A 22935-nucleotide genomic window follows, 5' to 3' on the forward strand; every position below is an offset into this window, starting at 1 on the left:
GCGGCGTGCCTTCCCCCGCGTGCCGCCGCCGCGGGTCAGGAGCGGCCGTCCCAGCGGGCCCGCCGCATGTCCACGCGGGTCCCGTCCTGCCCCAGCGGGGTGCCCTCGGCGAGGTACTCCTGCAGGGCCCGCACCTCGTGGCCGGGCGGAGGGCTGCCGTCGGCGCGGATCACCCGCCACCAGGGCACGCCGCCGCCCCAGCGGGCCATGACCCGCCCGACCTGCCGGGGGCCGCCGCGTCCCAGCAGCTCGGCCACGTCCCCATACGACAGCACCCGGCCGGGTGGGATCCGCTCCGCCACCTCCAGCACCAGCTCGGCGAACTCGTCAGGCTCCTGCTGCATCGTCCGATTCTGGCCGTCCCACCGCCGGGGCGCGAGGGAATCGGCGGCACCGGCCTGCTTCCGCCGGGCCTGTGGGCACGTCATCCGAGCACCGGCCGTGCTTCCAGAAAGCCCCGCCGCCCGGCCGGTCGCCTGTTACGCAGTCCTGTTTCCGTCCGGAGGGGGCTGCATCGGCCCGGGGGCGTTGGGAGGCGGCCACGGCGTTCCATACGGCGATGCCGGTGCACCCGGAGACGGCGGAGGCGGCCATGGCCGGCCGGACGGCCCGTTCGGAGGCGGCCACGGCGTCCCGTATGGCGGTGCCGGTGCGCCCGGAGGCGGCCAGGGGCCGTAGGCGCCCACCACCGGCTGCAGCGGCGCCAGCGACGGGGCGACCGGGGCCGGCGGGTAGGGAGGCTCGAAGGTCGGCCTGCCCGCGCCGGGGGGCGGGTCCAGAACCAGCGGCACCCGTCTCTTGCGCTGGGCGGGCTCGGGCGGCGGAGGGCCGGGCGGCAGGTCGGGAGGCTCGAAGGCGGGAGCCTTGGGCCGCGGGCCCGTCCCGGGGACGTACGAGGGGACGGACACGGTGGCCTGCGGGCGCGGCGGGGCCGTCTCGACCGCCAATGGAACGTCCGCGGGCTCGAAGGTCACCGCGACGGGCACCGGTTCGGGCTCGGCGGGGGCGTCCGGATCGAAGATCAGGGGCGGGGGCGGCTCGGGCGGCGGCTCCTCGGCCGCGGCCGGGCGGGGGTCCGACGGGGCGGGCCTGGTGCGGCGGTACAGCGCGACGGAGACGGCCACGGCCAGGCCCGCCCCGGCGACGGTGAGCACGATGACGCCGACCGCCACCGGCTCGGTCCACGCCGGCTGGTCGATCACCTTCACCGGGCCCGGCGGCTCCCCGTCGGTGAAGCGCTCGTTGCTGGGCAGGGCGCCGCCGCCGCGGGGCGTGCCCGCCAGGCGGTCCGCCGCCCGCACCGCCGCCGCCGCGTTGACCTCGCCGAACCCCACCGAGGCGTTGTACTTGCCGGGCGGGCCGAACCGGACGCTCTCCAGCAGCGCCTGCTTGACCAGGGAGGGCTTGAGGTCGGGGTGGCGGGAGCGGATCAGCGCGGCCACCCCGGAGACCAGCGCGCTGGCGCCGCTGGTGCCCTCGGCCAGGAAGTAGGTGCCGTCCGGCCCGGCCATCGGCACATCGTCCCCCGGCGCGGCCAGCAGCACCGAGTGGTTGCGGGTGGAGAACGGCGCCCGCCGGTGCTTGGCGTCGGTGGCGGCCACCGCGATGACCCCCGGGTAGGCCGCCGGGTAGGAGTAGGGGGCGAAGCCGTCGGCGTCCAGCAGCTCGCGTTTGTCGCCGTCGTTGCCCACGGCGGAGACCACCACCACGCCCTTGGCGATGGCGTGCGCGATGGCCTCGCGTTCGGCCGGGTTGGGCCGGGCGTTGCCCAGCGAAAGGTTGATCACGTCGGCGCCGTGGTCGGCGGCGTAACGGATGCCGCGGGCCACCGCGTCCCGCGCCGCCCGGCTGGTGCGGTAGGCCAGGTAGCCGGGGTCCTCGGGTTCGGCGATCACCCGCAGCGACAGGATCCGCGCCTCGGGCGCGACCCCGATGATGCCGTCCCGGCCTCCGGGGCCGTGGCCGTGCCCGGCGATCAGCGAGGCCATGCCGGTGCCGTGCCGTCCCGCCGGAGCCCGTCCGCCGTCGGTGCGCGACAGCAGGTTGGGGCCGACCGTCACCGAGCCGCGCAGATCCGGGTGGGAGGGGTCGGCCCCGGAGTCGACGACCGCGACGGTCACCCCGCCGCCCCGGGTGTACTGCCAGGCCTCCTGCACGCCGAGGGTGTTCAAGATGGCGCGCTGCCGGTCGCGGATCTCATCGGCCCAGACCGGTGCGGGCATGCCGACGAACGCCAGCAGGGCGACGGCCAGCGCGACCGCCCGGGCCCGCACCGCTTTCCTCATCGCCGCCCTCCCGTCGCAGGTCAGCATTGCCAGTCGGCGCTGGTGCAGTCCGGCAGCGCCCGGGTGGACAGATTCTGCGCGATGGCGTGCCCGAGCTGGGGCACCAGGCCGAACAGGTCGCCGGGCTGCTGCTTGCCGCGCACCGCGGCGGCCGGGCGTCCATCGGAGTGGCCCGCGGTGGTCAGCACCAGGTAGGGACCGCCGCGTTCGGCCGTGCCGACCTGGCGGGCGGCGTCGTCGAACCGGGCGGCGACGGTGCCGGGGAAGGCGGCGGCGCGCAGCGCCGTGGGCGATCCGGGGATCTCCCGGCGGGCCTTGTAGGCGGCCTGCTGGTCGGGGAAGACGACCACGCCCACCGTCACCACCACCCCTTCGAGCTGGTCGGCGTACGTGGCGCGCAGCACGGCGCGGCAGCCGTGGCGCTGCAGGATGGGGGCGATGGAGGCGTCCACCGCGCTCTTGCAGTCGGTGCCGGGCGCGATGCCCGCCCTGGTGGCGTACTCGACCTCGTCGGTGCCGGGCAGGTAGGTCAGCCGCTCGGGGAAGATCCGCCCGGCGGGCCAGGCCTGCCAGCGGCGGGCGACCTCGGCGTCGGCGGCCCGGCGCAGCTCGGCGTCGGTGGGTTCACGGGTGAGGATCTGCACGGCGCCGGTGACCGCGACCACGCCCAGCGCCAGGTATCCGGCCGCGACCGCGATCGCCGCCCACGCCCAGTGCCGTCCGCGCAGGCCGAACGCCTTGTGCCCGGCGGGGTGCACGGCGGGCCGCCGATCCGGCTCCTCCCGCGCAGGCTCAAGCTCCGGCGGGTCGCGAAACGGCTGGACGGCCACGTCTCACAACATAACGCCCATCGACGCTATCCGCGCATACGTGCAGAGCCCTCCGCTTCGAAGGGCTCTGCACCGCACGCCGTGGGCGAGGTCACTGCCCGAAGCCGCGCCGAACGTCCTTGGCCGCGTCCTTGACGCGCTCACCGGCCTGCTTCATGCCGCCGGTGGCGCGCTCGCCGCGCCCCTCGCTCTCCAGGCCGCTGTCGCCGGTGCGCCGGCCGACCTCTTCCTTGCCGCGCCCTGTGATCTGCTGCGCCTTGTTCTTGAGCTTGTCCAGAAAACTCATCCGAGCCCGCCTTTCACACCGTCGCCGGTTTCGTCACTGCCGCTTGGACGAGCGGATCTCCCGGCGGATCCGCGCCGCCTCCCGGTGAATGCGGCTCTCGGTGTCCAGCAGCCGCGCCTCGGCCTGCTCCGTCCGCAACCGGGCCCGCAGCTCTCTCAGGCTCGGCGTCCGCTCGCGGACGACCGGGCGCCGCATGACGCGTCGCAAGAACCGCATCGGGTCGACTCCTCACATGTCGGGTCGCCCATCGATGCCCGCTATCGCCCATTTCATGCCTGGCGAGGTCCGTGTTCGGGAATCAGCGGCGGCATGGCAAGGTTGTGCTGTGACGGGATCGCCGACGGGCGGCGTCCCACCCGCCCTTACAGGCTGAGCACAGGAGCATCACCGTGTCGTTGCCCCCTCTGGTCGAGCCCGCTGCGGAGCTCACCCGCGAAGAGGTCAATCGCTACTCGCGGCACCTGATCATCCCCGACGTGGGGATGGCGGGTCAGAAGCGTCTGAAGAACGCCAAGGTCCTGTGCGTGGGCGCCGGCGGTCTCGGCTCGCCCGCGCTGATGTACCTGGCCGCCGCCGGGATCGGGACGCTGGGCATCATCGACTTCGACGTGGTGGACGAGTCCAACCTGCAGCGCCAGGTCATCCACCGGCAGTCGTCGCTGGGCGTGCCCAAGGCCGAGTCGGCCGCCGCCACCGTCCGGGAGATCAACCCGCTGATCAACGTGGTGGTGCACAACGTCGCGCTGGACCGCGACAACGTGATGGAGATCTTCTCCGGCTACGACCTGATCGTGGACGGCACCGACAACTTCGCCACCCGCTACATGGTCAACGACGCGGCGGTGCTGCTCGGCAAGCCGTACGTGTGGGGGTCGATCTACCGGTTCGACGGCCAGGCCAGCGTGTTCTGGGCCGAGCACGGCCCGTGCTACCGCTGCCTGTACCCCGAGCCGCCCCCGCCGGGCATGGTGCCCAGCTGCGCCGAGGGCGGGGTGCTGGGCGTGCTGTGCGCCTCCATCGGCTCCATCCAGGTCAACGAGGCCATCAAGCTGATCACCGGTATCGGTGAGCCGCTGGTCGGCCGGCTGATGATCTACGACGCCCTGGAGATGACCTACCGCTCGGTCAAGGTCCGCAAGGACCCCGAGTGCGCCCTGTGCGGCAAGAACCCCACCATCACCGAGCTGCTGCCCGACTACGAGGCCTTCTGCGGCACCCTGTCGGACGAGGCCAGCGAGGCCGTCAAGGACTCCACCATCTCGGTGCACGACCTGAAGGCCATGCTGGACCGCGGCGAGGACATCTTCCTGGTGGACGTCCGCGAGCCGAACGAGCATGAGATCGTCTCCATCCCGGGCGCCACGCTGATCCCCAAGGGCGAGTTCCTGAACGGCTCGGCCCTGGAGCGCCTGCCCCAGGACAAGAAGATCGTCCTGCACTGCAAGTCCGGCGTCCGCTCCGCCGAGGCCCTGGCGGTGGTCAAGAACGCCGGCTTCTCCGACGCGGTGCACGTCGGCGGCGGCATCCTGGCCTGGATCAACCAGATCGACCCGAGCCTGCCGACCTACTGACCTTCGCACGGTGGCGGACCCCCGGCTTGTGGGGTCCGCCACCGTCGCGTATCCGGCCCTCGGTTTGAGGGGACCGCTGTCCGCCCGATGGTCCGGCGGAGTGGCAACCGCTCCCCCACCGGCCGACGGCATGCCCATGGGGACGCTTCGGATCTGCGTCCGTATGGAACGCGTCTTCGGCGCCGGGAATGGACATCAGGGTGGCTCTCGCGGGACGGGAACCGCCCTCAGCCCGGTGAACGCCGGGGGATGACACCAGACCGTCTCCGCCGGCGCGGCCGCACAGAGCCGGCGGATGCCAGCGCCCCGGCCGAACGCCACCGGACGCACACGGCATGCCGTTTTTGCGGCCGGACCGAGGATCAGACCAGCCAGACCAGCTCCGAGCCCAGACGCCGGGACGCGCTGTGCGGGCTCTGCCAGGTGTGGATGCCCGCCCCGGACGGCGTGACCGTCATGGTGTGCCCACCGGGCAGCGCCATCCCATAGGCGACGACCTCCCGCACCGGCCGGTCGTTGTCGTCGTCGAACTCCTGCACCAGGGCGAACAGCCGCGCGACCCGCCCTCCGGCCGGCTCGGCGACCTCAGCGGCGGCGATCCTGCTCTCCGGCTCGTCCCCGTGAGGAACAGACGGCCTTCCGGACCTGCGGATACCCTCCATTCGGGTGCTCCCTTCCGAGCATCCGGGCCGGGACGGCTCCGACTGGCACGCGATGGGTCCGTCCCGGCCCTTTTTGCTTGTTTTCGGTCACAAACAGTGTCGGATGACCTACAGTTGGTATCGTTTCACCAAGGCCCAAGGAGGACAAGTTGTTCCTCTTGATTTTTGTGGCCATCTTCATGACAGCCGGTGGAAGGAGACCCCGGGATGCGCACCCCACAGCGGGCGACACTGCGGTCCCAGTGGCTCGGCCAGCAGCTTCGCGAACTGCGTGAAAAGAGCGGCCTCCTGCTCAAGGACGCCGCCGAGTACCTGCAGCGGGACCCGGGAACCGTCAGCCGCTTCGAGTCCGGCTTCTACCCGATCCGCCGCCCCGACCTGCTGGCGCTGATGGACCTGTACGGCGTCTCCGACCCCCAGCGCCGCGAAGCGCTCCTGCGACTCAGCCAGGACGTCTGGCAAAAGGGCTGGTGGGACGGCTACGTCCACGACGTCGCAGGCTCCATGATCGACTTCGTCTGGCTGGAGGCCCGCGCAACGCACATCCGCTCGTTCGCGGCCATCGTGGTGCCGGGCCTACTCCAGACCCCCGAGTACGCCGAGCACGTGATCCGCGTCAATGAGCCCGGCGCATCCCCCGACCAGATAAAGCGCTGGCTCGAACTGCGAATGACTCGCCAGCGACTACTGGACGGCGACACTCCGCCCCGGCTGTCGGTGATTTTGGACGAGGCCGTCTTGCACCGCCAGATCGGCACCCCGGCGATCATGGCCGCTCAGCTCCGCCACCTCATCGAGTACGCAGCCAGGCCCACCGTAGACATTCGGGTCCTTCCCTTCCGCGCGGGCACACCGGCCGGCACGTACGGCACGTTCGACATATTCACGCTGCCCGACTCATTCCCTGAGGTGGCGTATACCGAGACACTGGCGGGTGCAATCTATATAGAGTCACCCGATACAGAACGTTTCATCCGAGCGTACGATGGACACGAAAGCCTAGCCCTTGGACCAGCCGACTCCATCGAACTGATCTCGGCGCTAGCAGAGGAATGGCAGTGATCATGTCCGAGACCCACCAGACCCTCAGCCCCGAAGAGCGCGCCCGCATCGCCTGGCACATCAGCACCTACAGCCCTCACAACGGCGGCAGTTGCGTCGAGGCCGGTCCCCTGAACGACGGCACTGAACGCGTCGCCGTCCGCCACAGCAAACGCCCCGACGCCGAAGTCATCATCTACACCCGAGCCGAATGGGAAGCCTTCCTCAAAGGCGTCCGCAACGGCGAATTCGACTTCTTCAACGATTAGGGAACCGGTTCATTAACCGCTGCGCAGCTCCACCGCAACCGGCAGGATCAGCAGGCGGTTCTCACCACGGAATGCAGCGTCCTGGTCTCTTCGCCCTGCCGGAACATCCAGCGGACATCCCGGGCAGCCGATGTCCCGGACGGCACCTCGGCAGGAGGGACGACGGGCAAGCTCGCCAGGCAGCAGAGCAACGGGCAGTGGAGGCACGGGTCGGGCAAGGAGAAGACCGGAGAGCAGAAGTGACGGGGCGGCTGGTCGAGGAGCTGGAGGAGGCCGGGGCGGTGCCGCCGCAGTGGCGGGAGGCGTTCCGGGCCGTGCCGCGGCACCTGTTCATTCCCGAGGTGATCTGGGTCGAGGACGAGGAGGGCTGGCGTCCCCTCTCGCGCGCGGACGACCCGGACGGCTGGTGGCGGGAGGTGGACAGCGACGGGTATGTCGTCACCCAGGTCGATGATGGGCGCGAGCCCGTGCCGGGTGCACTGGGCGAGTGCTCCACCAGCAGCGCCAGCCAGCCGAGCCTGGTGTTGCGGATGCTGCATGAGCTGGGGGCGGAGCCGGGGATGCGGGTGCTGGAGATCGGCACCGGGACCGGCTACAACGCCGCGCTGCTGGCCGCCCGGCTCGGAGCCGGCGGCGTGACCAGCGTGGAGGTGGATCCGCAGGTCGCGCAGCGGGCGCGCCGCGCACTGGCCGAGGCGGGCTGCCCGGTCGATGTGATCACAGCCGACGGGTTCGAGGGCCACCCGCCGGGAGCGCCTTATGACCGGATCATCGCGACGGCGTCGGTGCGGCGCATCCCCCCGGCCTGGCTCCGGCAGACCCGGCCGGGCGGCGTCATCGTCACCCCGTTCGGGAACGCCTACCACAACGATGCCCTGCTGCGGCTCGCCGTCGGCGCGGACGGCACCGCGTCAGGGCCGTTCACCGGGCCGGCCGCGTTCATGTGGATGCGGCAGGACCGGGTCCACCTGGGCAGGCTCTGTGACCACGTCCACCCGGGCGACGCTCCGGACGTCTCCGCCACCGGCCTCGACCCCCGGGAGATGTTCGGACGTCCCGGACCGGACTTCGCCATCAGCGTTCAGGTGCCCGACGTCTCCTGGCACCGCTTCGACGCCTCGGACGGCTCTGGTGAGTTCACCATCTGGCTGTTCGACGTCACCGGCGAACGGTCGTGGGCCTCGGTGGACTTCGAGGGCCGCGCCGCCCACCGCGTGGAGCAGTACGGACCCCGCAGACTTTGGGATGAAGTGGAAGCCGCCTACCGCCACTGGCTGGCACACGGCCGCCCGGACATGACGCGCTACGGCCTGACCGTCGCCCCGGACGGACGGCAGCACATCTGGCTCGACTCCCCCGATCACCGCGTGGCGCCGGTACCCGGGTGCGAGTGAAGCCCGGTCTCGCCACGCGCCGGCCCGTCCACCGTCCGGGCGGTCAGGGGACGCGGCCGATCCCGCCCAGGCAGGAGGGAGTGCGGTAGTCGGGGACGTAGTCCTCGCGCAGGCCGTCGCCGTGCCGCCAGGCCTCCACCGGGACGAGGCCCGGGGGCAGCAGTTCGGTGCCCGTGAAGAATTCGCGGATCTGTTTCAGGCTGCGCACGGTGATCGAGCCGGTGGCCGTCCGGTGGTAGATCCGGCCGAATTCGGTGACCATCTCCTCGGCGACCTGGCCGGGGAACAGGTGGGACAGCACCAGGTGGCTGCCGGAGCACATTTCCTGGCGGAAGCGGGCGACGGCGTTCGCGGCCGCTTCGTCGTCGGGGATGAAGTGCAAGATGGCGCAGAAGATCACCGCCACCGGTTCGCCGAAATCGATTCGTTCTTGCAGGACGGCGTCGCCGAGAATGCTCTCCGGGTCGGTGAGGTCTCCCTGGACGACCGTGGTCTGGCGGTCGTCGGCCAGCAGGGCACGGGCGTGCGCCAGGACCGTCGGGTCGTTATCGACGTAGACGATCCGGGAGTCGGGGGCGTGCCGCAGTGCCACCTCGTGCACGTTCTCCTGGGTCGGCAGCCCGGTGCCGATGTCGAGGAACTGCCGGATCCCGGCCTCGGCCAGGGTGCGCACGGCCCTGACCAGGAAGGCCCGGTTGCTGAGCGCGGTCCCCTTGACGTCCGCGCCCGCCTGCCGGCCGAGCTCGATGACCTTCTCGGCGGCGATCCGGTCGGACTCGTAGTTGTCCTTGCCGCCCAGGTAGTAGTCGTACATCCGGGCGACGCTCGGAACGGTCGGATCGACCCCGGGCGGCACCTCGCCGTACCCGCTCATGCTCAAGCCCTTCCCAGTCGGGTCCCGCCCCTTAAGAAACCACATCCGGCAGCCGTTTTTGATCTTTTGGACAATTGGACAGAGCCGGATTCACAGCGCGCTGAGCGGTCTGCCTGAAGAGGCTTTTCAGAGCGCGCATCCAGGGAGTGAGGCCGTGTTCGGCGCAGGCCGTACGGCGTCCGGTCGCCGAGCCGGCAGACCGCCGCATTGACGGGCACCCGAAAGGGAGTTCGAGAAAACCCTTTTTCGGCACGCCTTTTTCAAAGGCCGAGCCGGGGCGATGGGGCTACTCCTCGGGCGGGCTGTAGCGCAGGCCCAGCTGGGGGGCCAACTCGGCGAGCATCAGCTCGAACAGCGGGGCGGGGTTGTCCAGGGCGAAGCGCAGGTGGCCCAGCACCTCCAGGCTGACGCTGCCCTGCAGGCGCACCCAGCACTGGATGAAGGTGAGCATCGCCCCCAGCGGCAGCGAGACGCTCATCCAGTCGCGGTAGCGCTCCAGCTGGCGTCGCAGCTCCGGGTCGAGCTCCTCGTCGGGGCGGACGGGGAAGGGGCTCTTGTTCCACAGCTCCAGGAACAGCGTCATGAACACCCAGCCGAACCGGCGCCCGCACTCGGTGGCGAAGTCGTCCCGGTCGATGTCCAGGCCGGGCAGGGGGGTGCCGAACAGCAGGGCGTACTCGCGTTCGTGCGCCAGCGCCCAGCGGCGGAACGCGCGGGAGACGACCAGGAACTTGCCGGCCAGGTCGCCGGGCGGGACCGTGCACAGGGCGTCGTACAGGGCGTCGGTCAGGTCGTTGAACAGGTCTCCGACCAGGTGGCTGAGCAGCTCCTGGTGGCTGTCGAAGTAGCGGTAGAGGGCGGGGGCGGTCATGCCCATCTCGCGGGCGATCGCCCGCAGGGTCACCGCCTCCTGGCCTTGTTCGACCAGCAGCTTGCGGGCGGTCCGGATGATCTCCTCGACGGTCGCCGCGCGCAGCCGGTCGCGCCTGGTCTCGGCCATGATCTCCGCCCCTCCCTTCCTGACCTCGGTCTTTGCATGATTCCGCACAAACATCGTTGACGAAAGTTAACGCCGTATGCGAGAGTTTACGGGCGTAGCAGTTAACGTGTTTCATTCCCGCGATCATCGTTAACCGCCCGGCCGGGCCAGGCGATGGAGGACGCGATGCTGGAAAGCTGGGGCCGCCTGATCTACCGGCGGCGATGGCCCGTGCTGGTTGCGGCACTGGCCGCGGTGATCTTCTCGGTGGTCTGGGGCACCGGCGTGTTCGGGGCCACGACCTCCGCCGACGGCTTCGCCACCCCCGACAGCGAGAGCGCCCGGGCGATCGAGGTGGCCGAACGGGCGCTGCCCCGCGGCGAGGCCGACGTGGTGGTGCTCTACACCGACCGGGCCGGACGCACGGTCGACGACCCGGCCGTGCGCAAGGCCGTCACCGACGCCGTGGCCGCCCTGCCGGCCGACCGGGTCGCCTCGGCCCTGACCTACTACTCCACCGGCTCCCCGCAGTTCGTCAGCGCCGACCGCACCACCACCTACGCCGTGCTGCGGCTGGCCGGGCAGGACACCGCGCAGCGGGAGGAGAACTACCGGGCGATCCGGGACGACCTGACCCGCGCCGAAGGGCTGGAGGTCAAGGTCGGCGGCACGGTGCCCACCACCGTCACCATCAACGAGCAGGTCTCCGAAGACATCGCCCGCGCCGAGATGCTGTCCCTGCCGGTGCTCATGGCGCTGCTGGTGGTGGTCTTCGGCGGGCTGGCCGCCGCCGCACTGCCACTGCTGACCGGGATGGTCGCCATCCTCGGCGCGTTCACCGTGCTGCACGCCATCGCACTGGCCACCGACCTGTCGATCTTCGCGGTCAACGTCGCCACGTTCCTGGGACTGGGGCTGGCCATCGACTACGGGCTGTTCATGGTCGCCAGGTTCCGCGAGGAGCTGCGGCGCACCCAGACGGTCGAGGACGCGCTGGGCGCGACCATGGCCACCGCCGGGCGCACCGTGCTGATCTCCGGGGTCACGGTGGCCATCTCCATGGGCGGCCTGGTCCTGTTCCCGCAGATCTTCCTGAAGTCGATGGGGTACGGCGGGGTGGCCACCGTGGTGGTCGACATGATCGCCGCGCTCACCCTGCTGCCCGCGGCGCTGGCAGTGCTCGGCCCCCGCGTCAACGCCCTGTCGCTGCGCCGCCGCTCCGCCGCGTCCACCGCGGAGCCGGCCCGCGGAGGCGGCTGGCACCGGACGGCGAGCACGGTGATGCGGCGCCCGGTGCTGTACGCGGTGGCCGCCACCGCGCTGCTGCTGGCCATCGGGGCGCCTTTCCTGCGCATCAACTGGGGCGGGGTCGATCCCCGGGTACTGCCTGAGGGTACCGAGGTCAGGGTCGTCAGCCACACCCTGGAACGCGACTTCCCCGGCAACGCCACCAGCCCCATCGACGTGGTGGTCCAGGGCCGCACCGACCCGGCCGCGCTCGCCGAGCGGCTGCGCCAGATGCCCGGGGTGACCGGCGCGGCCGTCACCGGGCAAAGCGCCGAGGTCTCCCGCATCGCGGTGACCTTCGACGGGGACGCGCAGTCCGACGCCGCCCGCGACCTGGTCGAACGCATCCGGCAGATGCCCGCGCCGCCCGGCACCACGATCTACGTCGGCGGCGTCACCGCCACGGTGATCGACCAGCTCGACAGCCTCGCCGACACGCTGCCACAGGTGGCGCTGGTGGTGGGAACGGCCATCTTCGTGCTGCTGTTCCTGGCGTTCGGCTCGGTGGTGCTGCCGGTCAAGGCGATCGCGGTCAATTTGCTGTCGCTGGCCGCCGCGTTCGGCGCCGTGGTGTGGATCTTCCAGGACGGGAACCTGTCGGGCCTGCTGGACTTCACCGCCACCGGCAGCATCGCCCCCGCCATGCCGATCCTGATGCTGTTGCTGCTGTTCGGGGTGTCCATGGACTACGAGGTGTTCCTGCTGTCGCGGGTCCGCGAGCAGTACGACCTGACCGGCGACAACACCGCCGCCGTCGCCGCCGGGGTGCAGCGCACCGGCGCCATCATCACCGGTGCCGCGCTGCTGCTGATGGTGGCGATCGGCGCGATGGCCACCTCGGGGGTGTCCTTCATCAAGCTGATCGGCGTGGGCATGGCGATCGCCATCGCCCTGGACGCCACCGTGGTCCGCCTGATCCTGGTCCCCGCCGCCATGCGCCTGCTGGGCCGCGCCAACTGGTGGGCCCCCGGCCCCCTGGCCCGCCTCTACCGCCGCTACGGCATCCGCGAGGAGGAGAACCCCAAGCAGGAACGCGACCTCATCCCCGCCTGAGGCCGGCCCCCATCACAGCCAGAGGTCCCGGAGCCGAATCGCTCCGGGACCTCCCATGTCCCGTCTCTCTGGACAGCGAAACCGCAGACCCCGGCCGGATCAGCCGAACAACTGCTCGCTCGACTCCACCGTCACCGCTCGCCTGATCCACCGCGCCAGTAGATCGAGATCGTCACACCCGGTGATCCGTTCCCGAACCCGCTCCGAGACCTCCAGCCCCCGAGCCTCCAGGAACGCCACAAGAGCCCTGGCCTGCCCCTTCTTGAAGCCCTCCTTGAAGCCCTCCTTGAACCCCTCCCTGAAGGCCTTGCCGAGGAAAGGCCCCGTGTACTTGGGAGGCACAGTGCTCATGGCCCTCTCCAGGACCACCGAGGCGAGCTCAAAGCGGCTCGTCCCTCCGGGACCTCCGCTTCCCGGCTCACTGCAGCGACCAAGGCGCACAGCCTGTTCGAATCAGTCGAACAACTGCTCGGCCGACTCCACCACCGCCGCCCGCTCGATCCACCGCTCCAGCAGATCGCGATCGGTGCACCCCATGATCCGCTCCCGAACCCGCTCCGAGACCTCCAAACCCCGAGCCTCCAAGAACTTCACCAGAGCCTTGGCCTCACCTTCGTTGAAGGCCTTGCCGAGAAAGGTTCCCTTGTATTCGTAGGTCACGGTGTTCATGATCTCCTCCAGGGCTGCAAGGGCAGGCCCGGACAGTTGCGACAGGACATATTGATGGTATTGGAAGGCGGTGTCGGGGTCGGGGACGCTCAGGGCGGCGCAGTAGGCGTTCAGGACCTGAGTGCGTTCGGGGCGGTCACTGTGCGCCAGGGCGCTTAGAACCGACAATTCAGGCATTCGGCAGGCCTGTTCGATGTCGGTCACCACCGGCAGTTGTGCAGGTCCCAGGACCAGGGGTTTGAGCACCCATTCCGGTCCGCCTTCCGGGCCCAGGTCGATCGGTTCGGCGCAGGTCTCGGCCACCGCGTCCGTCGGGCACAGCACCAGCAGCGTCACCGGGCATCGGCAGCGGGCGCGCAATGCGGCCAGATAGGCCGGCCAGGTGTACCTCTTGTCCTCTTTGTACTGGAGCTGCACCTCCACGATGATTCCCAGGTCGGGCGGGGAGCCGTCGCCGACGAGGACGGTGGCGTCGCAGCGCAGCTCCTTGGGCTTGACGTCGTTGAAGGTCTCCGAGCCCAACGTGACCTTCGCGCGCTCGGGGACCTTCACCCCGTAGACCATCCGGAGCAGTTCGGGGGCGAGTGTCGGCCGGTTCCGGAACAGCTCCAGCGGCATCTCGTGTTCCAGAGAAGGCATGCGGAGAACAATAGCCGGATCAGTCCTTAGAAATCAGGTCAATATCAGAAAACCTGTTATTCATGGGATCATGCAGGACCAATTTCTAGGTGTTTGCCAAATTTGACCGCTTCGTCCATCGGCAGCGGGAATCACCTTGAACGACCGGACGGACGCGCTCTGATCGGTCAAGATTTTTGAAGTTTTCTCAACAAAACGGAGCCGAACCGCACCGTCTTTCCGCCAGGGCGAAGGCGCGCCGGCCGCTCCCAGGGAGCGACCTTCCCCCGGCGGGGGTGTGAGCCTTCGCGGATCTCCTCTGGACCGCCCCTCCCCCGCCTTCACCGGTGAACCCCCTTTTCAACACGTGGCCCAAGACAGCGGGAACGGGAGCCTCGCCGGTGTCCGGTGCGGCGACGTTCCAGGTCACGGCACCGTCCCCGCGTACGACCTGCGGACCGATGCCGCCTCCCGGCAACGCCGAATCGTCGAGAAACCCCAGTGCACGGCTCCGCGCCGCCCGGCAGGGCTCCTCGACCGGGACCATCGACACCGCGCCTGCTGCTCTGCCACTATGACCACCAGGTCATTCGACTTCTCACCAGGAGATTCATGCGCAGCATCCTCGTCACCGGTGCCGCCCGCGGCATCGGCCGGGCGATCGCCGAACTGTTCCTGTCCCGCGGCTGGCGGGTCGGCATGTACGACGTGGACGCCGAAGCCGTGGCGGAGGCCGCGGGCGGACGGCCTCACGCGGTCTCCGGGCGGCTGGACGTGCGGGACGAAGCGAACTGGCGCGCGGCGCTCGCCGACTTCTGCGGCGACGGCGGGCTGGACGTCCTGGTCAACAACGCGGGAGTGCTGTCCTCCGGGCCGTTCGCAAGCATCGACGCCGCCGCCCACCGCCGCATGGTGGAGGTGAACGTGCTGGGCGTGGTGTACGGCGCCCTGGCCGGTCACCCCTACCTCAAGCGCTCCCGCGGCACGCTGCTCAACCTGTGCTCGGCCTCGGCCCTGTACGGCCAGCCCGCCCTCGCCACCTACGGCGCCACCAAGTCGGCGGTCAAGTCGCTCACCGAGGCCCTGGAGCTGGAGTGGCGCGGCGAGGGCATCCGGGTGCGGAGCCTGGTCCCGCTGTTCGTGGCCACCGACATGGGCCTGCGGGACGTCCAGGGCGCCGCGAGCGTCAAGCGCCTGGGAGTGCGCCTCACCCCCGAGCAGGTCGCCGCCACGGCCTGGCGCGTGGTGCACGAACGCGACTTCCCGCTGCGCGCCCCGCACCGCGTCGTCGGTGCTCAGACCAAGCTCCTGGCCGCCGCGTCGGCCTTCTCCCCCCTGTGGATGGCCCGCCTGGTCGCCCAGCGCATCGCCCGCTGACCCATGGCGCCGTCCTCGTAAGGCGTCCGGCCAACAACACGGCTGCAAGAGAGCCGCGGCGCTCACACCGGGACCCGGCCGTCTCATAGGCCGCTCATCCGTCCCGGCGCATTGCCCCGATCAGCGCGCCTCTTTCCGCAGCCGGGGCGCAGGAGGCGGCCTCAGGCCACGGGGTGGCTGGAGTCCCGGCGCAGGACGGTCAGGATGTGGTCGGCGATGTCCTGGGCCTGGCGGTCGCGTTCGGCCTTGGTGAGGGGGCGGTCGCGGCCGGGGGTGCGGATCATCCGGCCGACGACGCTGCCGATCATCAGGTCGGAGACCAGTTCGGGGGTGACGTCGGGGGGCAGTTCGCCGCGTTCGATGGCGGCGTCCAGGACCTGGTGGACGACGGCGAAGCGGGCGCGGACGATCTGCTGGACCTTCTCGTCCAGCCAGCGGGGGTAGTGCACGGATTCGACCAGGACGCGCGGCAGCACCAGGGCCTTGGGGCCGATGAACATGTCGACGACCTGCTCGGCGGCGTAGGTCAGGCAGGAGGGCAGGTCGTCCAGGTCGAGCCAGGGGGGCGGCATCTCGGCGACGCGTTCCAGGGCGGCCAGCAGCAGCTCTTCCTTGGTGGGCCAGCGGCGGTACAGGGCGGTCTTGCTGACCCCGGCGCGGCGGGCGGTGGCGTCGAGGTTGAACCCGGCCCAGCCGACCTGCCCGTAAAGGCTGAGCGCAGCCTTGAGGATCCGCTCGTCGATGGTGGGGTCGGCGGGTCTGCCGCGGGTCGTGGCCTTGCTCGACACCCGCCCAGTGTGGCACAGGGGGTTCGGGGTGGGCGGATCGGGCATAGGGGCGAAGGTCCCTTGACGTGGCCAGAACCGGATTCTACCGTCCCTTTAACGACGAACTTCGTCGTTAAAGGCGCCGGGACGGCCATCTCCGGCCCGAAGCGGCCGTCCCCGGTGCCGCCCCGCCCATCACCCCCGGCCGCGTCCCCGGCCCACGGCACGCGGCCCCTTGTGGAAAGGCAGCCGATGAGCACGACCATGACGGTTCAGGAGGCGGGACGGGCACTGGCGGACCCGACCGCCTACGCCGACGAGGCGAGGCTGCACGAGGCGCTGGCCCTGCTGCGCCGCGAAGAGCCGGTGCACTGGGTCGAGGCGCCGGGCTACAACCCGTTCTGGGCGATCACCAAGCACGAGGACGTGCTGGAGATCGAGCGCAACAACAACCTGTTCCTCAGCTACCCCCGCCCGATGCTGCTGACGGCCGAGCTGGACGAGATGCAGCGGCAGCAGCGCGAGCAGGGCATGGAGCTGCGGACCCTCGTCCACATGGACGACCCCGAGCACAAGAAGATGCGGGCGATCACCGCCGACTGGTTCAAGCCCCGCTCGCTGCGCCGCCTGGAAGGGCGCATCCGGGAGCTGGCCAAGCGCTATGTGGACCGCATGGCCGAGCTCGGCGGCGAGTGCGACTTCGTCACCGACGTCGCCTCCCAGTTCCCGCTGTATGTGATCCTGTCGGTGCTCGGGCTGCCCGAATCCGACTACGGGCGGATGCTCAAGCTCACCCAGGAGCTGTTCGGCGGCGACGACCCCGAGCTGCAGCGAGGCGCCAACGCCGAGGACACCATGGCGGCGTTGATGGACTTCTTCGAGTACTTCAAGGAGCTGACCGCCTCCCGCCGCGCCAACCCGACCGACGACCTGGCCTCGCTGATCGCCAACGCCGAGGTGGACGGCGAGCCGCTGTCAGACGTCCACACCTTCTCCTACTACACGATCGTCGCCTCCGCCGGCCACGACACCACCAGCTCGGCCATCGCCGGCGGCCTGCACGCCCTGATCGAACACCCCGACCAGCTCGCCCGCCTCCAGGCCGACCTGTCGCTGATGCCGCTGGCGGTGGACGAGATGATCCGCTGGGTCACCCCGGTCAAGCAGTTCACCCGCACCGCCGCCGAGGACACCGAGATCCGCGGGGTGCGCATCGCCAAGGGCGAGTCGGTGCTGCTGTCCTACCCGTCGGCCAACCGGGACGAGGAGGTCTTCGAAGACCCCTTCCGCTTCGACGTGGGCCGCGACCCCAACAAGCACCTGGCCTTCGGCTTCGGCGTTCACTACTGCCTGGGCGCCCGCCTGGCCAAACTGGAGGCCCGCATCTTCTTCGAAGAACTGGTCCCCCGCCTGGAGTCCATCGAACTGGCCGGCGAACCCCAACTGATCGCCACCACCTTCGTCGGCGGCCTCAAGCACCTGCCCATCCGCTACACCCTCAAGAGCTGACCCAGCCCCACCGCCCGGCCCGAGGCGTTCGGCCTCGGGCCGGGCGTCTATCCGGCAGCGGACTCGGGCCGAGCAGCGGCGGATTCGGGCGGGACGGCGGTGGAGCGCACCTGGTGGAGGACCGAGATCATGACTTTGACGTCCGCCTCCTGGAAGATGTCCTCCGGACCGCAGGGCGCATAGGACTGGTCGTTCCACGGCGGCACGATCCTCATGGAGATCTACTCGGCCGAGCCAGACCTCGCTCGATTGCCAGAGACCCCGTACGCCGGGGTGTTCGGGGGCGATGGTCTCAGCGGTCGCCACGATGCCGCGCCCGGAGTGATCTCAACCGGTGCCGTGCAAGGCCGCATCCCCTTCCAGGCAAATCACGCGAAAGCGAATTAACGCTTCCCGCTCTTTCCCGGGTGACCATTGCCGATCGTCCCCGGAAAAAAATATTTGAGAGCTTTCCTTGCTCAAGCCACGGCGCGCGCGTCATGCTCATTCCGACACTCGTCAAGCCTTCTCTCGGGACGGGCGCCCAAAAGGCTGAGGGATCTTCCGCACAGGACTTCAACCTTCACACGGCATGGCTCCTCATCCCGAGTGAATGTCTTGGAGGGGAGCGCCAGATGAGCAAAGAGCGAAGCAGGGACGGCGAGGGAGAGCGGGGGAAGCACCGGAAGCCGACGCCCTGTTCCATGTGCCACGGCACGGGCAAGGTCAAGATCTCGCTGGACAACAAGCAGGTCGAGCGCGGCTGCGTGGGCTGCGGGGGCACCGGGAAGGTCTGATGGACATCGAAGGGGCCGTCAAAGCGGTGCCGCGTGAGCCGTTCATTCCGGACACCATATGGGTGTTCGAAGGAGAGGGAATGGTTCCGCTGTCCCGGGCGGACGATCCGGAACGCTGGGCGGCCATCGTGCGGTCCGGGGAGCCGGTCGTCATTCAGGTGGATGACGGGAAGAGCTCTGAACTTCCTCTGTGGCCGACCAGTTCCAGTAGCGCCCCTGAGATCGTGGTGGAGATGCTCAAGGCACTGCGGCTCGAAGCGGGGATGCGGGTGCTGGAAGTCGGCACCGGCAGCGGATGGAACGCGGCGCTGCTGGCTCACCTGCTGGGGCCACAGAACGTCACCACGGTGGAAGTGGACGCGACGCTCGCCGTCCAGGCCCGGCGGGCGTTGCACCGGGCCGGCTACCCGGTCACGGTCGTGGCCGACGACGGGGAGAAGGGATACCCGCCGAACGCCCCGTACGACCGGATCATCGTCACCGCCGCCGCGTGCGAGGTCCCGTACGCCTGGGTGGAGCAGACCCGCCCCGGCGGATTGATCCTCGTCCCCTGGGGGCCGACCGTGCACCCCGACGACCCTCTGGCCGTCCTGACCGTGTCGGCGGACGGCATGGCAGAAGGCCGGTTCGTCGGCCCCGCCTGGTTCATGCCGCTGCGGGGGCAGCGGAAGTCTCAAGCCGTCGCCCACCAGACCCGAGAGCGATGGGTGAAGCTCGGCAAACCCGACTGCACCCGCTTCGGAGTCACGGTCTCCCCGGAGGGCCAGCGGATCTGGCTCGACAGCCCCCACAACGTTCTTTGACCACACTCAAAGGCATGCCGCGGCACGCGGGGATCCCACCGTCGCCAGGCCCATCGACCAGGTGAAGAGCTGGAAGTTCATGCCGTCACCAGTGGCAAGAACGACAACCGGTGATGCGGTTCTCCGGAGGAGTCAATACGGCTGCCGTACCTCTGAGGGGCAATCCTTGCCCCCGGGTCCGGGGGCCGGACAGCGTCTACCAACCCTCGTCCGGAAGGTAGTAGGCGAGATACGTCAGCGCGCACCGCATCACAAGTCGTGGCGACCAGCTTTGATCTCAGCGAGCAGGGTTGTGAGATGCCGTCTGCCGATCGTGAGGTGTCCAACGTGAGGATTCTTGCTGTCACGGATGCCGATCACGTTCGGTAGGGCAGCCAGCTCGACGCACCCACCATGTTCACCTCCGCTGTGGCTGCTCTTACGCCAGGTGGCGCTACTGAAGACGTTCATCGCAATCTCCCACCCGGACGGCAAACTCATCCCAGTTCGAAGAGTCGATAACGGCCGGCCCCGTCCGGAAGGCACTGGACGGGACACGTCGGTCCGTGCTGCGTCACAGGTCGTAGTGCCCGGCCTTGATCTTACGAAGCAGGGAAGCAAAGACCCGCTTACCGACCTGGAGGTGCCCAGCGGCAGGGTTCTTGCTGTCCCTAACCCCTACGACGCCCGGCGCGCTAGCCAGCTCGACACAGTCGCCGTACTCGCCGCCGCTGTGACTACTCTTACGCCAGGCGGTGCTGTCAAAGGTGCTCACCGCAGACTCCTCACTGGACGAAGAATCCAGCCCCTGATCCGAGGTTCTGTGACGGGGACCGGTCCCGCCTAGGAACACCAGGCGGGACGCACCGGCCCACACCACATCACAGGTCGTACCGACCAGTCTTGATCTCGCAGAGCAGCGCGGCAAAACTCCGCTTACCGATCTGAAGGTGTCCAGCGGCAGGGTTCTTACTGTCCCTGACCCCTACGACGCCCGGCGCGCTAGCCAGCTCGACACAGCTACCGTGATCGCCGCCGCTGTAGCTGCTCTTACGCCAGGTGGCGTTGCTGAAGGTACTCATCACGGACTCCCTGTCCAAACGGCAATCCCTCTTCACCCGAAGGGTCGATGAGGCGTGTCAGTCCCACCCTGAGGGAATCAGGGGCGACATGTTGGCCAGCGCTGCATCAGAGGTCGTAGTGACCGGCCTTGATCTCACGGAGCAGGGCAGCAAAGTCCTGCTTTCCGATCTGGAGGTACCCAGCGGTGGGGTTCTTGCTGTCCCTGGCACCGATCATGCCCTGGAAGGTCGTCAGCTCCACGCAGTCACCACTACCGCCGTAGCTGTGGCTGCTCTTCCGCCAGGCGGCGCTACTGAAGACGTTCATCGCAATCTCCCACCCGGACGGCAAACTCATCCCAGTCCGAAGAGTCGATAACGGTCCGGTCCCGCCGGAGGGCACCGAACGGGACACGTCGGTCCGTGCTGCGTCACAGGTCGTAGTGACCGGCCTTGATCTCACGAAGCAGGGAAACAAAGACCCGCTTACCGACCTGGAGGTGCCCAGCGGCAGGGTTCTTGCTGTCCCTGATGCCGACTACACCGGGCTTGGCAGCGAGTTCGACGCAGTCGCCACTGCCCACATCGCTGTAGCTGCTCTTACGCCATTCAGCGTTCCTAAGCTCGCTCATAGCTCCTCTCGGATCTGTCTGATCATCTGAGCGGTGGCCTTGGTTGGCAGGGCTACCGCCCGGGATAGATCGAACGTCTCATCAAGAGCGGCTAGGTGACTAGGGGAGTCCACCATGTGTCCCGTGCCGCCCGGTCCCTCCACATAGGCAAGAGGGGCTTTCCCGGTAAACGAGAGTATCTCGAACCCACCTACGAGCCCAGGGTACTCACCAGCGTCTGCCGGGACGACTTGCAGGGTAACGTGAGGTTTATTCATCTCTGCCTCAAGGCGTTCGAGCTGAGCTCGATGCACATCCACCCCACCGACGACTCGGCGCAATGCAACCTCGTCCAACACAACGACGAGGCGTGGCGGGTGCTCCCGGGTCAGAACTTCTTGCCTTCTCATACGCTCGGCGACCATCACATCCACGTTATTGCGGAACGGACCAGACATAACTATTGCCCGTGCGTACTCCTCGGTTTGCAGGAGCCCGAAGATCAGGTTGGGCATGCAGGCCCTGATGACAGCAGCCTCGAACTCATGCTCAGTCTGCGCGCGGCCTGGCTGCGACAGCCGCTCTCTCAGCACGAGCTGCCAATGCTCACTGAAGTACGTAGTGCCGAGTGCAGCATCTAGCTGGCGAGCAACCGCCTCGTCCGGAGACTTCACACCACGTTCAAGCCTGCTCAGGTAGCTGGCGCTGCACGCGACTTTGTTACCTAGCTCCTCCAGCGACCAGCCCCGTTGTTCTCGAAGAGTGCGAATCTTCCAGCCAAACCTTGCAGCGAGTGAGCTGTTGGGATCAATCGGGTTGGGAGGTCTGCCCACGTTTACCCCTTTTGTTTTTGCCATCGGGGGTAGCCACGAAAAGCACTCACAAGGTTACGTCGCATGAGTGACGCTGTGGGGGCGTTTCGACACACAAAACGATCGAATCCTTCCCGTCCCGAGGACTCCCAGATGACCCGAATGGCATTCGCCCCTCAGTGCAAGCAGACCCTCGCTCTCGTCCGTCCCGATGCCGATGAACGGGCGCCCGGAAGAGTGCGGGAATGGGCCGCGAAGACATTGGCGCGCTGGGGCCTGTCCGGCGGCCTCGCCGCCGATCTCAACAGCGTCCTCACGGAACTGGTCACGAACTCCTGGCAGGCCGGTGCGGACGAGCTGCTCGTCCTCATGGAACTGCACCGGGAGCGAGGGCTGGTGGACGTGGCGGTGTGGGACGACGCGCCGGGTTTCCCGGTCAAACGGGAGCCGGACTTCGCCGCCGAGAGCGGGCGAGGGCTGTACCTGGTGGAGGCGCTGACCGTCGCATGGGGGTTCGAGCCCGACCCCGGCGGCGGGCCGGGCAAGACGGTGTGGGCCACCCTGTGCCTTGGCGGGGACGGCGATGCGGCCTGAACGGGTCGCGGCCGAGCTGGATGCGCGTACTCCCGGCTGGGCCATCCTCTTCGGCCGCTACAGCGGGCAGTTGGTCGCCCTGCACCTGAACGGGCCGGGCGTGGTGGCGGCGGGCAGCGTCGCCGAACTTCAGCGGCGCATGGCGCTCGTCGAGTCCGCCGCCCCGGCACGCCGGGCCCGTCATCTCCCGCGCCATGCCGCCCGGCACGGGCCGGACGGTGCTTGGGCGCCGCCGAGACCGGCCGCACCCCCGGGTGACAGTGTGCGCGGACCGGGGAACGGCTATCGGTGAAGCACTCCCCATCCCCGCCTTGTGGACGGGTATCGGCCGGGTCGAAAGCCTTTCGCCCCTCACTGGCGGGTCCGTGGCCCTAGCATGGCGGGGTTGAACCGTTTGTAACGGAAGAGGTACGCATGAGTGAGCAGGAAGCCTCCGACGGCGTCATCATCGAGTTCATCGACGCCGCCGACGTCCCGGACGAGCACCGCAAGGACAACAAGATCTTCGCTCCCGGCACCAAGGCGGTCACCATGCGGAGCGCCAACGACCCCGACGGGCCCACGCTGTACTTCACCGAGGCCGAATGGGACGCGTTCGTGGCCGGGGTGAAGGACGGCGAGTTCGACGACCTGCTGGAGGACCTTCCCCCGGAGGACTCCCCCCAGAAGTGACCGGCGAGCCGCCGAGGCCCGCCCCGAGCCTTCGGAAACCACGGGCCGGAGCGTCGCCGGTCATCTCGTGCGGCACGCCCGTCCCGGGGAGCTCGCCGGTCGGCTCACGGTTCCCGGTCATCGCCCCCTGGTCCCCGCCGAGACAGCGGCGGGGAC

At 69.2% G+C, this 22935-nt stretch carries 30 protein-coding genes; 12 read left to right on the forward strand and 18 right to left on the reverse strand.

Going from position 1 to position 22935, the window contains the following annotated elements:
• Positions 1–35 precede the first annotated feature (35 nt).
• The 5 genes from TCUR_RS18505 to TCUR_RS18525 all read right to left on the reverse strand — a co-directional run bounded on the left by TCUR_RS18505 (position 36) and on the right by TCUR_RS18525 (position 3617).
• Complete coding sequence (locus TCUR_RS18505) at positions 36–344, reverse strand: MGMT family protein (protein ID WP_012854072.1); 309 nt, start codon at positions 342–344, stop codon at positions 36–38.
• A gap of 135 nt (positions 345–479) precedes the next feature.
• Positions 480–2285, reverse strand: a complete 1806-nt coding sequence (locus TCUR_RS18510) for a S8 family serine peptidase (RefSeq protein ID WP_012854073.1) — start codon at positions 2283–2285, stop codon at positions 480–482.
• A gap of 20 nt (positions 2286–2305) precedes the next feature.
• Complete coding sequence (locus TCUR_RS18515; protein ID WP_012854074.1) at positions 2306–3115, reverse strand: hypothetical protein; 810 nt, start codon at positions 3113–3115, stop codon at positions 2306–2308.
• A gap of 91 nt (positions 3116–3206) precedes the next feature.
• Positions 3207–3401, reverse strand: coding sequence for a CsbD family protein (locus TCUR_RS18520; RefSeq protein ID WP_012854075.1), 195 nt, complete (start codon positions 3399–3401; stop codon positions 3207–3209).
• Between the two features lie 33 nt (positions 3402–3434).
• On the reverse strand, positions 3435–3617 hold the full coding sequence (locus tag TCUR_RS18525) for a hypothetical protein (protein WP_012854076.1): 183 nt from the start codon (positions 3615–3617) through the stop codon (positions 3435–3437).
• A 173-nt stretch (positions 3618–3790) separates the two neighbouring features.
• Here TCUR_RS18525 and moeZ point away from each other — a divergent pair, with 173 nt between their 5' ends.
• A complete protein-coding gene (gene moeZ / locus TCUR_RS18530; RefSeq protein ID WP_012854077.1) occupies positions 3791–4972 on the forward strand; it encodes an adenylyltransferase/sulfurtransferase MoeZ in 1182 nt (393 codons plus the stop codon).
• A 362-nt stretch (positions 4973–5334) separates the two neighbouring features.
• Here moeZ and TCUR_RS18535 read toward each other — a convergent pair whose 3' ends face one another.
• A complete protein-coding gene (locus TCUR_RS18535; protein WP_012854078.1) occupies positions 5335–5634 on the reverse strand; it encodes a hypothetical protein in 300 nt (99 codons plus the stop codon).
• Between the two features lie 207 nt (positions 5635–5841).
• Between TCUR_RS18535 and TCUR_RS18540 the strand changes: the two genes are divergently transcribed.
• The 3 genes from TCUR_RS18540 to TCUR_RS18550 all read left to right on the forward strand — a co-directional run bounded on the left by TCUR_RS18540 (position 5842) and on the right by TCUR_RS18550 (position 8338).
• Positions 5842–6696 carry a helix-turn-helix domain-containing protein gene (locus TCUR_RS18540; protein ID WP_012854079.1) on the forward strand — a complete coding sequence of 285 codons (855 nt, stop codon included), beginning with the start codon at positions 5842–5844 and terminating at the stop codon, positions 6694–6696.
• A gap of 2 nt (positions 6697–6698) precedes the next feature.
• Positions 6699–6944, forward strand: coding sequence for a DUF397 domain-containing protein (locus TCUR_RS18545; RefSeq protein WP_052305703.1), 246 nt, complete (start codon positions 6699–6701; stop codon positions 6942–6944).
• A gap of 239 nt (positions 6945–7183) precedes the next feature.
• A complete protein-coding gene (locus TCUR_RS18550) occupies positions 7184–8338 on the forward strand; it encodes a methyltransferase domain-containing protein (RefSeq protein WP_012854081.1) in 1155 nt (384 codons plus the stop codon).
• Positions 8339–8381: 43 nt separating this feature from the next.
• Here the strand turns inward: TCUR_RS18550 and TCUR_RS18555 are convergent, their stop codons facing one another.
• Entirely contained in the window at positions 8382–9212 is an 831-nt protein-coding gene (locus TCUR_RS18555; protein WP_012854082.1) for an SAM-dependent methyltransferase, read from the reverse strand.
• A gap of 286 nt (positions 9213–9498) precedes the next feature.
• Positions 9499–10212: a TetR/AcrR family transcriptional regulator gene (locus TCUR_RS18560; protein WP_012854083.1), complete on the reverse strand. Its 714-nt coding sequence runs from the start codon at positions 10210–10212 to the stop codon at positions 9499–9501.
• 165 nt (positions 10213–10377) lie between these two features.
• Between TCUR_RS18560 and TCUR_RS18565 the strand changes: the two genes are divergently transcribed.
• Positions 10378–12531 carry an MMPL family transporter gene (locus TCUR_RS18565; protein WP_012854084.1) on the forward strand — a complete coding sequence of 718 codons (2154 nt, stop codon included), beginning with the start codon at positions 10378–10380 and terminating at the stop codon, positions 12529–12531.
• Positions 12532–12630: 99 nt separating this feature from the next.
• Here TCUR_RS18565 and TCUR_RS18570 read toward each other — a convergent pair whose 3' ends face one another.
• Entirely contained in the window at positions 12631–12882 is a 252-nt protein-coding gene (locus TCUR_RS18570) for a hypothetical protein (protein ID WP_012854085.1), read from the reverse strand.
• A gap of 102 nt (positions 12883–12984) precedes the next feature.
• Complete coding sequence (locus TCUR_RS18575) at positions 12985–13839, reverse strand: hypothetical protein (RefSeq protein WP_041440059.1); 855 nt, start codon at positions 13837–13839, stop codon at positions 12985–12987.
• A 591-nt stretch (positions 13840–14430) separates the two neighbouring features.
• Between TCUR_RS18575 and TCUR_RS18580 the strand changes: the two genes are divergently transcribed.
• Positions 14431–15195 carry an SDR family oxidoreductase gene (locus tag TCUR_RS18580; RefSeq protein WP_012854087.1) on the forward strand — a complete coding sequence of 255 codons (765 nt, stop codon included), beginning with the start codon at positions 14431–14433 and terminating at the stop codon, positions 15193–15195.
• A 161-nt stretch (positions 15196–15356) separates the two neighbouring features.
• On the opposite strand, the gene TCUR_RS18585 is transcribed toward TCUR_RS18580, so the two are convergent.
• Positions 15357–15983, reverse strand: coding sequence for a TetR/AcrR family transcriptional regulator (locus TCUR_RS18585; RefSeq protein ID WP_052305548.1), 627 nt, complete (start codon positions 15981–15983; stop codon positions 15357–15359).
• Between the two features lie 243 nt (positions 15984–16226).
• Here TCUR_RS18585 and TCUR_RS18590 point away from each other — a divergent pair, with 243 nt between their 5' ends.
• Positions 16227–17471, forward strand: coding sequence for a cytochrome P450 (locus TCUR_RS18590; protein WP_245536897.1), 1245 nt, complete (start codon positions 16227–16229; stop codon positions 17469–17471).
• 47 nt (positions 17472–17518) lie between these two features.
• On the opposite strand, the gene TCUR_RS27165 is transcribed toward TCUR_RS18590, so the two are convergent.
• Positions 17519–17686 (reverse strand): hypothetical protein, encoded by a 168-nt coding sequence (locus TCUR_RS27165; protein ID WP_012854090.1) that lies wholly within the window; start codon positions 17684–17686, stop codon positions 17519–17521.
• A gap of 399 nt (positions 17687–18085) precedes the next feature.
• Here TCUR_RS27165 and TCUR_RS27170 point away from each other — a divergent pair, with 399 nt between their 5' ends.
• Together TCUR_RS27170 and TCUR_RS18595 are read left to right on the forward strand one after the other, a co-directional pair.
• A complete protein-coding gene (locus tag TCUR_RS27170; RefSeq protein WP_169313040.1) occupies positions 18086–18247 on the forward strand; it encodes a hypothetical protein in 162 nt (53 codons plus the stop codon).
• The gene (locus TCUR_RS18595) at positions 18247–19050 is read left to right on the forward strand and encodes a methyltransferase domain-containing protein (protein ID WP_012854091.1); all 804 of its coding nucleotides are present in this window, start codon (positions 18247–18249) and stop codon (positions 19048–19050) included. Before TCUR_RS27170 ends, TCUR_RS18595 begins: the two co-directional genes overlap by 1 nt.
• Positions 19051–19299: 249 nt before the next feature.
• Here TCUR_RS18595 and TCUR_RS25770 read toward each other — a convergent pair whose 3' ends face one another.
• The 6 genes from TCUR_RS25770 to TCUR_RS25780 form a co-directional block, all read right to left on the reverse strand.
• On the reverse strand, positions 19300–19530 hold the full coding sequence (locus TCUR_RS25770) for a DUF397 domain-containing protein (protein ID WP_342610144.1): 231 nt from the start codon (positions 19528–19530) through the stop codon (positions 19300–19302).
• Positions 19531–19603: 73 nt separating this feature from the next.
• Complete coding sequence (locus TCUR_RS18600) at positions 19604–19804, reverse strand: DUF397 domain-containing protein (protein ID WP_012854093.1); 201 nt, start codon at positions 19802–19804, stop codon at positions 19604–19606.
• A 106-nt stretch (positions 19805–19910) separates the two neighbouring features.
• Complete coding sequence (locus TCUR_RS25775; protein WP_012854094.1) at positions 19911–20111, reverse strand: DUF397 domain-containing protein; 201 nt, start codon at positions 20109–20111, stop codon at positions 19911–19913.
• Between the two features lie 106 nt (positions 20112–20217).
• Positions 20218–20418 carry a DUF397 domain-containing protein gene (locus TCUR_RS18605; RefSeq protein ID WP_012854095.1) on the reverse strand — a complete coding sequence of 67 codons (201 nt, stop codon included), beginning with the start codon at positions 20416–20418 and terminating at the stop codon, positions 20218–20220.
• A gap of 103 nt (positions 20419–20521) precedes the next feature.
• Positions 20522–20722 carry a DUF397 domain-containing protein gene (locus tag TCUR_RS18610; RefSeq protein WP_012854096.1) on the reverse strand — a complete coding sequence of 67 codons (201 nt, stop codon included), beginning with the start codon at positions 20720–20722 and terminating at the stop codon, positions 20522–20524.
• Complete coding sequence (locus TCUR_RS25780; RefSeq protein WP_169313041.1) at positions 20719–21534, reverse strand: helix-turn-helix domain-containing protein; 816 nt, start codon at positions 21532–21534, stop codon at positions 20719–20721. Before TCUR_RS25780 ends, TCUR_RS18610 begins: the two co-directional genes overlap by 4 nt.
• Positions 21535–21666: 132 nt before the next feature.
• On the opposite strand from TCUR_RS25780, the gene TCUR_RS18620 reads away from it, so the two are divergent.
• The 3 genes from TCUR_RS18620 to TCUR_RS18625 all read left to right on the forward strand — a co-directional run bounded on the left by TCUR_RS18620 (position 21667) and on the right by TCUR_RS18625 (position 22779).
• Positions 21667–22107 carry an ATP-binding protein gene (locus tag TCUR_RS18620; RefSeq protein WP_012854098.1) on the forward strand — a complete coding sequence of 147 codons (441 nt, stop codon included), beginning with the start codon at positions 21667–21669 and terminating at the stop codon, positions 22105–22107.
• Positions 22097–22399: a hypothetical protein gene (locus tag TCUR_RS26620; RefSeq protein ID WP_012854099.1), complete on the forward strand. Its 303-nt coding sequence runs from the start codon at positions 22097–22099 to the stop codon at positions 22397–22399. Before TCUR_RS18620 ends, TCUR_RS26620 begins: the two co-directional genes overlap by 11 nt.
• Before the next feature lie 122 nt (positions 22400–22521).
• Complete coding sequence (locus TCUR_RS18625; protein ID WP_012854100.1) at positions 22522–22779, forward strand: DUF397 domain-containing protein; 258 nt, start codon at positions 22522–22524, stop codon at positions 22777–22779.
• Positions 22780–22935: the final 156 nt, after the last annotated feature.

It is taken from the genome of Thermomonospora curvata DSM 43183 (assembly GCF_000024385.1).
Taxonomy (GTDB): domain Bacteria; phylum Actinomycetota; class Actinomycetes; order Streptosporangiales; family Streptosporangiaceae; genus Thermomonospora; species Thermomonospora curvata.

Bases quoted from the DNA above. Each gene is read 5' to 3' on its own strand.
- TCUR_RS18505 (WP_012854072.1), bottom strand. From the start codon at position 344: ATGCAGCAGGAGCCTGACGAGTTCGCCGAGCTGGTGCTGGAGGTGGCG.
- TCUR_RS18510 (WP_012854073.1), bottom strand. From the start codon at position 2,285: ATGAGGAAAGCGGTGCGGGCCCGGGCGGTCGCGCTGGCCGTCGCCCTG.
- TCUR_RS18520 (WP_012854075.1), bottom strand. From the start codon at position 3,401: ATGAGTTTTCTGGACAAGCTCAAGAACAAGGCGCAGCAGATCACAGGG.
- TCUR_RS18525 (WP_012854076.1), bottom strand. From the start codon at position 3,617: ATGCGGTTCTTGCGACGCGTCATGCGGCGCCCGGTCGTCCGCGAGCGG.
- TCUR_RS18535 (WP_012854078.1), bottom strand. From the start codon at position 5,634: ATGGAGGGTATCCGCAGGTCCGGAAGGCCGTCTGTTCCTCACGGGGAC.
- TCUR_RS18540 (WP_012854079.1), top strand. From the start codon at position 5,842: ATGCGCACCCCACAGCGGGCGACACTGCGGTCCCAGTGGCTCGGCCAG.
- TCUR_RS18545 (WP_052305703.1), top strand. From the start codon at position 6,699: ATGTCCGAGACCCACCAGACCCTCAGCCCCGAAGAGCGCGCCCGCATC.
- TCUR_RS18555 (WP_012854082.1), bottom strand. From the start codon at position 9,212: ATGAGCGGGTACGGCGAGGTGCCGCCCGGGGTCGATCCGACCGTTCCG.
- TCUR_RS18560 (WP_012854083.1), bottom strand. From the start codon at position 10,212: ATGGCCGAGACCAGGCGCGACCGGCTGCGCGCGGCGACCGTCGAGGAG.
- TCUR_RS18565 (WP_012854084.1), top strand. From the start codon at position 10,378: ATGCTGGAAAGCTGGGGCCGCCTGATCTACCGGCGGCGATGGCCCGTG.
- TCUR_RS18570 (WP_012854085.1), bottom strand. From the start codon at position 12,882: ATGAGCACTGTGCCTCCCAAGTACACGGGGCCTTTCCTCGGCAAGGCC.
- TCUR_RS18575 (WP_041440059.1), bottom strand. From the start codon at position 13,839: ATGCCTTCTCTGGAACACGAGATGCCGCTGGAGCTGTTCCGGAACCGG.
- TCUR_RS18580 (WP_012854087.1), top strand. From the start codon at position 14,431: ATGCGCAGCATCCTCGTCACCGGTGCCGCCCGCGGCATCGGCCGGGCG.
- TCUR_RS18590 (WP_245536897.1), top strand. From the start codon at position 16,227: ATGACGGTTCAGGAGGCGGGACGGGCACTGGCGGACCCGACCGCCTAC.
- TCUR_RS27165 (WP_012854090.1), bottom strand. From the start codon at position 17,686: ATGAGGATCGTGCCGCCGTGGAACGACCAGTCCTATGCGCCCTGCGGT.
- TCUR_RS27170 (WP_169313040.1), top strand. From the start codon at position 18,086: ATGAGCAAAGAGCGAAGCAGGGACGGCGAGGGAGAGCGGGGGAAGCAC.
- TCUR_RS18595 (WP_012854091.1), top strand. From the start codon at position 18,247: ATGGACATCGAAGGGGCCGTCAAAGCGGTGCCGCGTGAGCCGTTCATT.
- TCUR_RS25770 (WP_342610144.1), bottom strand. From the start codon at position 19,530: ATGAGTTTGCCGTCCGGGTGGGAGATTGCGATGAACGTCTTCAGTAGC.
- TCUR_RS25775 (WP_012854094.1), bottom strand. From the start codon at position 20,111: ATGAGTACCTTCAGCAACGCCACCTGGCGTAAGAGCAGCTACAGCGGC.
- TCUR_RS18605 (WP_012854095.1), bottom strand. From the start codon at position 20,418: ATGAACGTCTTCAGTAGCGCCGCCTGGCGGAAGAGCAGCCACAGCTAC.
- TCUR_RS18610 (WP_012854096.1), bottom strand. From the start codon at position 20,722: ATGAGCGAGCTTAGGAACGCTGAATGGCGTAAGAGCAGCTACAGCGAT.
- TCUR_RS18620 (WP_012854098.1), top strand. From the start codon at position 21,667: ATGACCCGAATGGCATTCGCCCCTCAGTGCAAGCAGACCCTCGCTCTC.
- TCUR_RS26620 (WP_012854099.1), top strand. From the start codon at position 22,097: ATGCGGCCTGAACGGGTCGCGGCCGAGCTGGATGCGCGTACTCCCGGC.
- TCUR_RS18625 (WP_012854100.1), top strand. From the start codon at position 22,522: ATGAGTGAGCAGGAAGCCTCCGACGGCGTCATCATCGAGTTCATCGAC.